General features: G+C 66.2%; 11 protein-coding genes. 8 read left to right on the top strand and 3 right to left on the bottom strand.

Annotated elements, in window-relative coordinates:
- Positions 1–9 precede the first annotated feature (9 nt).
- The 8 genes from BLW81_RS24695 (at position 10) to BLW81_RS24660 (ending at position 8,948) form a co-directional block, all read left to right on the top strand.
- Complete coding sequence (locus BLW81_RS24695; protein ID WP_083409472.1) at positions 10–804, top strand: CbbQ/NirQ/NorQ/GpvN family protein; 795 nt, start codon at positions 10–12, stop codon at positions 802–804.
- 102 nt (positions 805–906) lie between these two features.
- Positions 907–2,019 carry an ABC transporter substrate-binding protein gene (locus BLW81_RS24690; RefSeq protein WP_083409471.1) on the top strand — a complete coding sequence of 371 codons (1,113 nt, stop codon included), beginning with the start codon at positions 907–909 and terminating at the stop codon, positions 2,017–2,019.
- A gap of 4 nt (positions 2,020–2,023) precedes the next feature.
- Complete coding sequence (locus tag BLW81_RS24685; protein WP_083409470.1) at positions 2,024–3,154, top strand: spirocyclase AveC family protein; 1,131 nt, start codon at positions 2,024–2,026, stop codon at positions 3,152–3,154.
- A complete protein-coding gene (locus BLW81_RS24680; protein ID WP_083410793.1) occupies positions 3,147–4,031 on the top strand; it encodes an SDR family oxidoreductase in 885 nt (294 codons plus the stop codon). The genes BLW81_RS24685 and BLW81_RS24680 overlap by 8 nt, the downstream gene beginning before the upstream one ends.
- Positions 4,024–5,508 carry an aldehyde dehydrogenase family protein gene (locus tag BLW81_RS24675; RefSeq protein WP_083409469.1) on the top strand — a complete coding sequence of 495 codons (1,485 nt, stop codon included), beginning with the start codon at positions 4,024–4,026 and terminating at the stop codon, positions 5,506–5,508. Before BLW81_RS24680 ends, BLW81_RS24675 begins: the two co-directional genes overlap by 8 nt.
- Before the next feature lie 10 nt (positions 5,509–5,518).
- Positions 5,519–6,736 carry a cytochrome P450 gene (locus BLW81_RS24670; RefSeq protein ID WP_083409468.1) on the top strand — a complete coding sequence of 406 codons (1,218 nt, stop codon included), beginning with the start codon at positions 5,519–5,521 and terminating at the stop codon, positions 6,734–6,736.
- On the top strand, positions 6,733–8,007 hold the full coding sequence (locus tag BLW81_RS24665) for a cytochrome P450 (protein WP_083409467.1): 1,275 nt from the start codon (positions 6,733–6,735) through the stop codon (positions 8,005–8,007). The genes BLW81_RS24670 and BLW81_RS24665 overlap by 4 nt, the downstream gene beginning before the upstream one ends.
- Positions 8,008–8,069: 62 nt before the next feature.
- Positions 8,070–8,948, top strand: coding sequence for a mycofactocin-coupled SDR family oxidoreductase (locus tag BLW81_RS24660; protein WP_083409466.1), 879 nt, complete (start codon positions 8,070–8,072; stop codon positions 8,946–8,948).
- Here BLW81_RS24660 and BLW81_RS24655 read toward each other — a convergent pair whose 3' ends face one another.
- The 3 genes from BLW81_RS24655 to BLW81_RS24645 are packed head-to-tail and all read right to left on the bottom strand — an operon-like array spanning position 8,949 to position 12,358.
- A complete protein-coding gene (locus BLW81_RS24655; RefSeq protein ID WP_157897826.1) occupies positions 8,949–10,031 on the bottom strand; it encodes a hypothetical protein in 1,083 nt (360 codons plus the stop codon).
- A 9-nt stretch (positions 10,032–10,040) separates the two neighbouring features.
- Entirely contained in the window at positions 10,041–11,045 is a 1,005-nt protein-coding gene (locus BLW81_RS24650) for a hypothetical protein (RefSeq protein WP_083409464.1), read from the bottom strand.
- A complete protein-coding gene (locus tag BLW81_RS24645) occupies positions 11,042–12,358 on the bottom strand; it encodes a Dyp-type peroxidase (protein WP_083410792.1) in 1,317 nt (438 codons plus the stop codon). The genes BLW81_RS24650 and BLW81_RS24645 overlap by 4 nt, the downstream gene beginning before the upstream one ends.
- Between the last annotated feature and the right edge of the window lie 14 nt (positions 12,359–12,372).

Genomic DNA, 12,372 nt, shown 5'->3' with positions numbered 1-12,372 from the left:
GGGGAACCGATACCGGTGACTTCGGCCCGCCCGTACTACGTACCTGTCGGCAACGAGGAGCAGGTCTTCAAAGCCGCCTATCACCAGGGCCTCTCGGTCGTGCTCAAGGGTCCGACCGGATGCGGGAAGACGCGCTTCGTCGAGGCGATGGCGCATGACCTGGGCCGTCCCTTGATCACGGTGGCGTGCCACGACGACCTGACGACGGCGGATCTGGTGGGCCGCTTCCTGCTGCGGGGCGGCGAGACCGAATGGGTCGACGGGCCGCTGACACGCGCCGTGCGTGACGGCGCGATCTGCTACCTCGACGAAGTGGTCGAGGCGCGGCAGGACACCACTGTGGTGCTGCACCCGTTGGCCGACCACCGCCGGCAGCTGCCGATCGAGCGGCTCGGCATCACGCTCGACGCCGCGCCGGGATTCGGCCTGGTGATGTCCTACAACCCGGGTTATCAGAGTGTGCTGAAGGACCTGAAGGACTCGACGCGCCAGCGCATGGTCGCCATCGAGTTCACCTTCCCCACGCCTGACGTCGAGGAGAAGATCGTCGCCACCGAAGCCGGTCTGGCACCCGACCGCGCAGCCGACCTGGTGCGGCTCGGTCAGGCGATCCGACGGCTGGAGACCGGGGGATTGCGTGAGGTCGCCTCCACCCGCGTGCTGATCGCGGCGGGGCGATTGATCGCCGAGGGCCTCGACACCCGCGATGCCGCGCGCGCCGCGATCGCCGGCCCCCTCACCGACGATCCATCGGTCACCCGCGGACTGATGGAGATGATCGAGGTCTACCTGGCCGACCAGTGAGCGCAGCAGATGATTGACGCTCGCGGACCGCCTCGCTAGTGTCTGAACAAATATTAGGTTTCACGTCCATCTCGCCCAACCGCGTGTGCCAACGGAGGTTGCATGTCGTACGAGAGCACTGCAGAGCCGATCAAACTGGGCTACCTGATGGACTTCAAACTGCCCGAGTTCTACCCGCAGGAGATGAAGGAAGACCTCTCCAACCCGTTCGAGCTGATCTTCGAAGAAGCGATGCAGCAGGGGGTGATCGACCGGCCGATCGAGATCACCTACCGCGAGGTCGAGGGCCTGCCCAAAGGATCGGTCAAAGCGGTCATCGACGCATACGGCGAGTTGGTCGACGAGGGGTGTCTCGCGGTCTTCGGACCGCATATCAGCGACAACTGCATCCCCACCCGGGAGGCGATCGAAGAACGCTTCAAGGTGCCGGCGCTCAGCGTCTCGGGCAGCGACGACTGGCTCGGTGAGTGGACGTTTTCGTTCCCGCAGGGCTCACTGACCGACGAGCCGATCTTCTGGGCGGACCTGCTCGCCAAAGGTGGACACACCCAGGTGGGGGTGCTGATCGAACAGTCGCTGGTCGGCGAGACCTACCTGAGGAACTTCCGCAGCGCGTGCCGGCGCAAGAACATTCGCATCGTCGCCGAGGCGTCGTTGGCGCAGACCGCGCAGGACGTCACCGAGGCCGTGCGCACCATGCACGAGGCGAAGCCGGATGCCCTGGTGCACTGCGGGTTCGGGTTCGGCATCGTCTTCCTCAACACCGCGCTGGAGTCACTGGGCTGGGATCCGCCGCGGTTCACCAGCACCGCCTTCCAGAACGCGTGGATGAATCCGGTCATGTGGAACGCGTTCATGGGCTGGACCGGTGTCGACCAGTACGACGAGGGAAACCCCGTCGGACAACAGTTCCTCGACAAATACGAGGCGAAGTTCGGTCGCCGCCCGCAGTACTGCGTTCCGGTCGTCAACTGCGACGTGGCGTCGGCGCTGCTGAGGGCGTGTACCGACGCGCATCCGCTGAGCCCACGCGGGATCAAGGAGGCCCTGGAGCGGGTGAAGATGATGCCCGCCGCATCCGGGGCGCCCGGCACGCGGGTGTCGTTCGGCAACTGGACCCGTCGCGCGTGGATGGGCGCCGGTTATCTGGTGGCCAGGCAGCTCGACGCGGACGGGGTCAACTCGCACCTCGTCGACCGGTTCGGCGAGGAGTGAGCCGATGGCGACCCAAGAAGCGACCCCACCCGCCGAACATGCCGCCGAACCGAAGAAGGGATCATGGCGGGCCGCGGTGTGGATCGCCGTCGCCATCGTCCTGCTCGTCCTGATCGCGGTCAACGCCCGGAAAGGCGCTGTCTCGCCGCGCATCCGCAATCCCGAGGTGACCGGTGCGCCGCGTCCGGTGGAGCCGCTGTTCGGCTTCGACCACTGGCTGACCCTGTTCCAGATCTTCACGATCATCTCGATGTCGATCATCGTGATCGTGTACGTGATCGCCTGGCGCCGGTTGGGGGCGCACCCGGTGCTGCTGATGGGCATCGTCACCACGCTGATCGTGTGGCAGGACCCGATCATGAACTGGTCGCCGTTCGCGGTCTACAACCCCGAACTCTGGCACTGGCCCGAGGACTGGCCGCTGGTGTCGATCTCGCCGACGGTGGAGCCGTTCCTGGTGATCGGCTACATCATGTTCTATCTGGGCCCGTTCTTCCCCGCCATCTGGATCCTGCGCAAGCTGCAGGCCAAACGGCCGCCCGACTCATTCGTCTGGCGCCACCCGCTGATCAGCCTGGCGCTGCTGATCCTGCCGCTGGGCATTCTCATCGACGCGATGCTCGAAATCACATTGGTGCGCACCGGTTTCTACATCTACGCGCAGGTGGTGCCGTTCGGCTCGGTGTTCGTTGGCGAGACCTATCAGTTCCCGTTCATCTGGGAGACGGTGATGGTCACGTTCGTGATGATCCCGGCCGGTGTGCTGCTGTACCGCGACGACACGGGCCGGACGGTGGCCGAGAAGCTCGCGCAGCGCGCGCGGCTGTTCGCGCGCAAGCCGGCGCTGGGCATGTTCGTGGTGATGTTCGTGATCATCAACGTCGCCTACTTCGCCTACGGCACCGGTTTCGCGATCCTCAAGTGGACGCGGATCTCCACCTCGGTGGCCTGCCCGTGGCCCTATCCCGAGGCCAAAGTGTATGACCCGCAGGGGTTCTACGAGGAGAATGGTCACCCCGGACCGTATTCCTCGGGGATCTGGTCGACGTGGATGAGCATGCAGCCCGACGGGCGACCCGACGTCGAACTCGGCGCCAAGAGTGACCGGTGCGCGCCGGCGGGTGACTATGACTGATCGACGCAGCGTCGTGATCACCGGCACTTCACGGGGACTGGGCTTCGCGGCGGCCTGCCACCTGTACCGCCGCGGCTGGCATGTGCTGGCCGCGATGCGCTCGGTCGACACCGGACTCGAGGCGCTCCGAGCGGCCACCGGGGCCGGTGACGACGACCCGCGGTTGACCGGCGTGGCCCTCGACCTCACCGACACCGCATCGATCGAGGCCGCCGCGAAGTCGATCGAAGCGGCATCCGGCGCACCGTACGCGCTGGTGCACAACGCAGGCATCTCGGCTGCCGGCATGGTCGAGGAGACACCGGACAGCCTGTGGGAGCGGATGTTCGCCACGACGGTGTTCGGACCGGTGGCGCTGACCAAGGCGCTGCTGCCGGGGATGCGCGAGGCAGGCCGCGGACGCATCGTCCTGGTGTCCAGCCAAGGCGGAGTGCGCGGGATGCCGTCCACCGCACCGTATTCGGCGGCCAAGGGTGCGCTGGAACGCTGGGGGGAGGCGATGGCCGGCGAGGTCGCGCCGTTCGGAATCGGTGTCACGGTTCTGGTCACCGGCACCTACGACACCGAGATCATCACCGACGCCGGGACCACCGACTGTCGTGATCTGGCCGGGGTGTACGCGCCTCATCACGCCACCATGGACAAGCGGGGCAGAGCCGCGATGCGGATGGCGGCGCGTTCGCCGGAAAAGTTCGCCGCCGGTTTGGCCAAGGCGCTCGACAGCACGAAACCGTTCGTCAAGCAGCCGGTCGGCCCGGACGCACGAATGCTGATGATCGCCAACCGATTACTGCCATCCGCGGGGCTGCACCAGATGACGCGGCTGATGATGGGCATTCCGCGCTTCGGCGCGTTGGGAGGACGCAGGAATGGCTGACACTGTCCAGGTCCGGTTCGAGACCAGGATGCTGATCGACGGGAAACTCGTCGACGGCCAGGCGGGCACCTTCACCAACATCAATCCGGCCACCGAGGAGACCCTCGGCGAGGTCGCCGACGCGTCGAAAGCCGACATGCACCGGGCGATCGACGCCGCCCGTCGCGCCTTCGACGAGACCGACTGGTCGACGAATCACGCACTGCGGCAACGCTGTCTGCTCCAGCTGCAGGAAGCGCTGGAATCCGAGCAGGAGGAGCTGCGCGAGGAACTCATACTGGAGGTCGGGTGCCCGCGGGCCATCACGCACGGGCCGCAGCTCGACGCGCCGCTCGCCGACGGTCTGCGCTATCCCGCCAAGCTGATCGACGAATACCCCTGGGAGAACTCGCTGGGGGACGCGTTCGTGTCGGTCACCGGCATGAACACCACCCGCAGAGTCTGGCGTGAACCTGCCGGTGTCGTCGGCGCGATCGTGCCGTGGAACTTCCCGTTCGAGGTCACCATCCAGAAGATCGGGCAGGCGCTGGGCACCGGTTGCACGGTCGTGTTGAAGCCGGCGCCCAACACGCCCTACAACGCCACCCGCCTCGGCCGGCTGATCGCCGAGAAGACCGACATACCACCGGGAGTGGTGAACGTGGTCACCGCATCCGACCACTTCGTCGGGGAAGAGCTGACGCTGTCCCCGAAGGTCGACCTCATCTCGTTCACCGGGTCCACCGTTGTCGGGCAGCGGATCATGGAGAAGGGTGCGGCCACCATGAAACGGCTGTTCCTCGAACTCGGTGGCAAGTCCGCGACGATCGTGCTTGAGGACGCCGACTTCGCACTGGGCTGCATGATGGGCATCGCGCCGTGCATGCACGCCGGGCAGGGCTGTGCGAACCCCACCCGGCTGCTGCTGCCGCGGTCGCGCTACGACGAAGGCATCGAGATGCTCAAGGGCATCTACGAAGGCGTCGCACCAGGGGATCCGCAGGACCCGGCGACCCTGTGCGGTCCGGTGATCTCGGACAAACAGCGCAGCCGGATCCGCGGCTACATCGATAAGGGCGTCGAGGAGGGCGCGCGGCTGGTGGTCGGCGGATCCGAGCAGCCCGCCGGGCTCGACAGGGGCTTCTTCGTCAAGCCGACGCTGTTCGCCGACGTCGACAACAAGATGACGATCGCGCAGGAGGAGATCTTCGGTCCCGTGCTGGCGGTCATCCCGTACACCGACGAGGACGACGCGGTGCGCATCGCCAACGACAGCCCATATGGATTGGCGGGCAACGTGATGGCCGGTTCGATCGAGCACGGCCTGGCGGTTGCCCGTCGGCTGCGCGCCGGCTTCCTCGGCATCAACGGCGCCGCCGGATACGGCGCCGACACCCCCTTCGGCGGATACAAGGCCAGCGGCATCGGACGCCAGAACGGCACCGCCGGCTTCGACCAGTACACCGAGATCAAGTCCGTCGCCTACCCGGCCGGCTGAAGAGGACGCCATGCAGCACCTGTTTGAGGACCTCGAGGACTTCGGCGAGTTCGACGACTTCGTCTCCGGTGACGTCCGGGACCCGTACACCGAACTCGCCCGGTTGCGTCGCGAAGAGCCCGTCCAGAAGATCGAGATTCCGGGCATCCCCGGTGAAGAGGGCAAGCCGATCTTCATGGTGTACCGCTATGAAGAGGCCCAGCAGATGTTGCGCGACAACGAGACGTTCTCGTCGTCGATCATCATCCAGGCCTTCGGCGACGTGTTCGGCAAGTACGTCATCCTCGGAATGGACGAGCCCCAGCACGGGCGCCACCGGGCGCTGATCTCGAAGGCGTTCTCCCAGAAGGCGTTGGCGCGGTGGGAGGGCGATCTGGTCACCACGATCGGCACCGCGCTGATCGACCGGTTCGCCGACCGCGGCAGCGCCGACCTGGTCAAGGAATTCAACTTCCCGTACCCCACGCTGATCATCGCCGGGCTGCTCGGGTTGCCGCAGGAGGACTACGCGCAGTTCCAGAAGTGGTCGATCTCGCTGCTGTCGTTCACCGTCAACCCCGAACGCGGCAGGCAGGCGTCGCAGGCGCTGGCCGAGTATCTCGGGCCGATCCTCGAGGCCCGCAGGCAGGACCCGCGCGACGACCTGATCAGCGGCCTGGCCGCGGCCGAGATCGACGGCGAGAAGCTCTCCGACGAGGAGATCTTCTCGTTCCTGCGGCTGCTGCTGCCCGCCGGGGTGGAGACCACCTACCGGTCGCTGGGCAATCTGCTGTTCGGGTTGCTGTCCAATCCCGATCAACTCGACGCGGTGCGCGCGGACCGGTCGTTGCTGCCGCAGGCCATCGAGGAAGCGGTGCGCTGGGAACCCCCGTTGATCATGATCACTCGGGTCACCACCTGCGACACCGAACTGGGCGGCGTCCACATCCCGGCGGGCTGTTCAGTGATGCCGGTGCTGGGCGCGGCCAACCATCAGGACGAGCGATACCTGGATCCCGACCGCTTCGACATCTTTCGCGTCGCGAAACCCAATATCGGCTGGGGTCACGGCGTGCACGTGTGCCTGGGCATGCACCTGGCGCGCCTCGAGATGCGGGTGGCGGTCAACCTGCTGCTCGACCGGCTGCCGAACCTGCGGCTGGACACCTCCGGGGATCCCTACATCCGGGGGCAGGTGTTCCGGTCGCCGACCGCGCTGCCGGTCTTCTTCGACGGGAGTGCGTCATGACCGACTTCGACACCGTCGACTTCTTCACCGACGAGTCGTTGGTACCCGACCCGTACCCGTACTTCGACTTCCTGCGGTCGAAATGCCCGGTGGCCGAGGCGACGCCGTTTAACGTGCTGGCCGTCACCGGATACGACGAGGCGCTCGCGGTCTACCGGGACCCCGCGTTCTCGTCGTGTGTGTCGGTGGCCGGGCCGTTCTCGGGGATGCCGTTCGGCCCCGACGGGCGCGACGACGTCGGCGAACTGATCGAGCAGCACCGCCACGCGGTGCCGATGGCCGAGCACATCACCTCGCAGGACCCGCCGTTGCACACCCGCACCCGCGGTCTGATGAACAAACTGATCACGCCCAAGCGCCTCAAGGAGAATGAGGAGTTCATGTGGCGCCTGGCCGATCAGCAACTGGACACCTTCATCGACCGCGGCAGCTGCGAATTCCTCGCCGACTACGCGAAACCGTTCTCGCTGTTGGTGATCGCCGACCTGCTGGGCGTACCGGGCGAGGACCACGACGAGTTCAAGGCGGCGTTCGCGCTGGAGACGGTCGGAGAGTTGGGCAAGGAGACCCCGACGTCACACAACCCGCTGCAGTGGCTCAACGACAAGTTCTACAGCTACATCGAGGACCGGCGGCGCGCGCCGCGTCAGGACGTGCTGACCGAACTCGCCCAGGCCAAGTACGAGGACGGTTCCACGCCCGAGATCGAGGACGTAATGAACCTGTCGACGTTCCTGTTCGCCGCGGGCACCGAGACCACCACGAAGCTGGTCAGTTCCGCGATGCGCGTCATCGCCGAGCATGCCGAGTTCGAAACCGCGTTGCGCGACGATCGCAGCAAGATCCCGGCGTTTCTGGAGGAGACGCTGCGGATGGAGAGCCCGGTCAAGGCGCACTTCCGGATGGCGCGCACCACCACCAGCGTCGGCGACGTCAAGGTCGCGGCGGGCACGACGGTGATGCTGCTCCCCGGCGCCTGCAACCGTGACGGACGAAAGTTCGACGACCCGAACACCTTCCGCCCCGATCGGCCCAATGTGCGCGAACAGATCGCGTTCATCCGCGGCGTGCACTCGTGCCCCGGTGCACCGTTGGCGCGGGCCGAAGGGCGGATCTCGCTGAATAGGATCCTCGACCGGATGACCGACATCGCGGTGTCCGAGGAGCATCACGGACCGCCCGGTGACCGGCGGTACGCCTACGAGCCGACGTTCATCATGCGCGGGCTCAACGAACTGCACCTCACCTTCACCCCATCGACGGTGCGGTGAGGGCGCATATTCGCGAGGGGTGTGCGCCCTCACCGCAGAGTCAACATCACAGGAGGTAGCCAATGACCGGACGGCTCGAAGGCAAGGTCGCGTTCATCACCGGCGCAGCGCGTGGACAGGGTCGCGCGCATGCGATCGCGATGGCCAAAGAGGGCGCCGACATCATCGCGGTCGACATCTGCCGACAGATCGAGTCCAACCCGTATCCGCTTGCCACGCCGGATGATCTGTCCGAAACCGAACGTGCGGTCAAAGAGGTCGGCCGACGCGTGGTCGCGCGGATCGCCGACGTCCGCGAGCGCCACGAACTGCGCGACGCGGTCGAGGCGGGCGTCGCCGATCTCGGCAAGATCGACATCGTCGTCGCCAACGCCGGGATCCTGCCGATGGCGATGGGCAAGCCCGATCCGATGCAGTTCGTCGACGCCAGCGACGTGGATCTTGTCGGCGTGATGAACACCGTCGCGGTCGCGATACCGCATCTGCCGGACGGCGCGTCGATCATCGTGACCGGGTCGACCGCGGGAATGATGCGCGGCACCACGGACAATCCGATGATGGGCCCGGGCGGTGCCGGTTACGGCTGGAGCAAGCGCGTCGTGATCGAGTACGTCGACGAAATGTGTCTACACCTGGCCCCACGGATGATCCGGGTCAACGCGATCCATCCGACCAACTGCAACACCCATCTGCTGCAGAACGACGGGATGTACAGCGTCTTCCGGCCGGACATGACCGCCGAAGGAAAGACGCCGGCGCGCGAGGACGCCGAACCGCTGTTCACGATCTTCCAGGCCATGCCCATCCCGTACGTCGAACCCGAGGACATCGCCAACCTCGGGGTTTTTCTGGCCAGCGACGAGAGCCGCTACATCACCGGCCAGCACATCCGCGTCGACGCCGGGTCGCTGCTCAAGTGGCCGAACGGGCCGGGCGGATAGTCAGGCTGCCTCGTCGTCGTCCTGCGGCGAGGGAGTTTGGGTGTCGGCTTCGGCCGGCTCTTCGTCCGAGTCGTCGTCGTCAGTGGGCTGAATGCCCTGCGTATCGGGGTCGGTCTGCTCTCCGAGTTCAGTCGCCTCTTCGAGTTCGGTTTCTTCTGCGGGACTTCCGAGATCGAGGGACTCGTCGGCCATGGGGTCGACGTCGTCGTCTTCCGCGACATCCTGCTTCTCGATGCGGTCGGTGTCAGCGGATTCGGAGTCGTCGATCGACTCGCCGGTCGACAGCGCGGTGAACGTCCCGCCGTCGTCGAACTCTGCCGGGGACCGCTGCGCGAAGCTCAGCTCCTCGGTCTCGGCAATGCCCGTCGTCGGCGCAGGGGTCGCGAGCGCGGTGGCGATCGTCTGCTGCACGAAGACAATTCCGTCGACGATGTCCTGCCCGCCCTCGGCGAACGACCCGAGGAAGTCGCGGGTGGCGTCCACGAACGCGGTGACGATGTTGCCCAGATCGAATGTCAGGATCGCATCGACGACTTCTTGACCGCCGGAAATCGAGGCCCGCAGCACGCCGTCCACGGCGCCGAAAAGCGCTGCGCCGAAACCGATGACCGCTTCCGGTACGGCCGACTGCAGCGCCAGTTGCACGGCCAGATTGCGTTCGCGGACGGTGATGAGCGCGTCGAGGACCGGCAGTCCGACGGCCGCCACGGTGCCCACCAGGGCGGTTTCGATGGTCGTGAGCGCACCCTGAAGATCCAGCGACACCAGTTGCTGCGTCAGCAGTCGCAACGTCTCGGGAAGTAACCCGATCGCCTGAGTCAGGTTCACGCCGGCCTCGGCAAAGCCGACGCCCCAGGTCGCGAGGTCGGTGATCTGATTGATGATGTACTCGCGCAGCACCGGAAAAGTGAGGATGTCGGCGATGGACGCCGTCAGCTGCAGTGGTGGAGCCAGCGGTGCCGCAGCGTGGACCGGCGCTGCGACGGCCGTCTCCGGCACGGGGGCGATCGGCGCGATGACGATGGCACTGGCACTGAGCAGCGCCATACCGGTGGAAAACAGCGGGCGTGCGGTCGTGGGCATCGTGGGCTCCTATTTCATGGTTGCGAGGTTGCGCCAGAGACTGCGCAGGCTGTCGGTGCCGCCGAAAAGCGTGGTGAAGTGTGTGGAATCGATCAGCACGATGTCACCGGCCCGCCGACCTGCCGGGGGCATCCAGATCAACGCGTTGAACTCGGTGTTGCCTGCGGCGGTGAACGGATGCGGACGGTCCGGGTCGACCCGTTGACGGCCGAGGACGCGGACCGCGTCGCTTTCCGGGCCGGTCAGTTCATAGTGCGGAAGATGCGGGTGAAAATTGAAGGTGGTGACGTCGTCGAGCAAGCGTGCTCCGTCCAGGTCGCGAATACCGTTCAGCGGAGCGATGTCCCGGGTGCGGGGGACGACGGCGGGTCGAAGCCCCCAGATGTTGTGCACAGGCACATCGAGGGCTTTCATCAGCGACCGGGTGTACTGGCCGAAGCGCTGCTGGCGAGGCACCAACGGGTCACCGTGGTGTTCGAACTCCATCTGTCGTTGTGCGAAGTCGTCGCTGAAGCCGACGTCGTGATGGGGGGCCAACACCAGGCAGGTGTGCTCGCGGTCGAGCCACCGCCGGATCGCTTCTATCTCCGAGCCTTCGGCCTCCTGTTCGGACAGCAGGTGGTCGAGCCCGAAGACCATCAGCGTGTCGGTGTCGGCCAGTATCCGTTCGTCGACGGGTTGCCGATAACCGGCTTGATCGATCCGCTGGAACACTGCGACGGGATGCCCCGTCGTCTCTCCGGCCAGTTGCTGAAACGCCAGCGTGGAACGGTGGAAGAGTTCGAGCGTCCCGGCGATGCCTTGCAGGAAGTGAGCGGCGTCGTACTCGGGCTGCTCATACCCGGGCCACAACGCGTTGCGCACCTCGGTCATCGTGGAGAACCGGTTGTACATCTCGGCGGGATCGCGCTGCGCCTCCCACGGATAACTCCATGTCCAGTAGATGCTGATCCGTCGGCGCCCGTCGTGGCGGCGCGCGGCGTGCTCCTGGTTGTAGGTCCTGGCACCGGTCATCGCGGGTCCGCGAGGTAGCGCAGCGCGGCGATGCCGGGCAGGAAGAAATAGGCACCGCCTTTCAGCGTCGTGAAGGCGGGAAGCCCGGTGAACACTTTTCGGATCGGGCGGCGGGGAATGGTGAATTCCAGCGTGCCGTCCTGGATTCCGCAGATCGGGTCGTGCTCGTTGTCGAGTTCGTGGAAGGTCTTGTCGTTGATCCAGACGTTCTGTGCGAACTCGAACTGCCGGACCAGGCTGGCACAGATGATGAATGCCGCTATACCCCGGTCGATGCCATCGTCAGGCGCGCCGTCGGGGAGTGCGGGGCCGTAAGTGGCGCCGCGGCGGATCATCCGGCGTCGGTTCATGTTGTGGGCGGTATCCCGGGGGTTGAGCCGCCGGGCATGGGAGCCGAGCGGGCAGGCGTAGCCGAACGGATCCATGTCCTTGTAGTTGAAGTCGTTGTTGCGCAGGGGGTCTGCGCCGAGCTCCGGGTCGTCTCGGTCCGGCGCCAGAACCAGCGGGGCACCGCTGCGCCAGCGGCCCATGAACTTCGCGGCCAGCAGTTCCTCGTCGTCGGGACTGTCGGAGTTGTCGCGCAGGAACTCACGGAACCGCGCCACGTGTTCCTGCAGCCGGCGATAGGCCAGGTAGCTTCCGTTGCGGGACAGGGTTGCCGGCTGCGGTGTGTTGAGTACGGGACCGTCCTCGTCCGGGTAGCCCAGGATGAACTCGCCCGGCTTCAGGGGCGCACCCGATCCCGGGGTGGGCTCCTCGCCGGAGCCTTCCATCACCGGTTGCGACAGCCGGTCGCGGAACCCGAAGTGGTCGTGGGCATAGTTGAACGGCGGCGTCGCATTGAGGTCGAGGTGTGACAGGCTCCGCACGCCGTGGGTGCGGCCGAGCAGCTTGTCGTGCTCCTCGATCGAACGCCTGCATTGCTCGTCGGTTCGCGCGAACAGGATGGCGATCGCGTGCAGGTCGTCGCCGGCGAGTCCGCCGACCCAGCGTTCGGGGGCGCAGTCGCCGGTGTCGCCCAGTATGTCGGCGCGCGCCGCCATGCCTTCGCGGAACTCAGCGGGGAACGTCGCCAATGACTCGTCGGGCACGCCGAGAGCCCGCAGGCCCCGCCAGGTGAATGCGACAGTCACCCAGCGATCCGATTCGTCCATCGTCGCGCGGACCTCGGCGGCCGACTGCACTTTGTCCAGCAGTGCGGTCAGCCAGGCACGCCCACCCTCGGGCGTGTCGAATGACAGGAATTCGTAGCGACCGGTGATGGCGGGTGTGGGGGTCAGCAGGATGTGCTGAATGTCATCGAGTTCAAGCATCACGCGCCGCCGAC

The organism is Mycolicibacterium rutilum, from assembly GCF_900108565.1.
Classification (GTDB): Bacteria; Actinomycetota; Actinomycetes; order Mycobacteriales; family Mycobacteriaceae; genus Mycobacterium; species Mycobacterium rutilum.
Note: the sequence above shows the minus strand (reverse complement) of the source record. Positions and strands in the feature narration are given on the sequence as shown.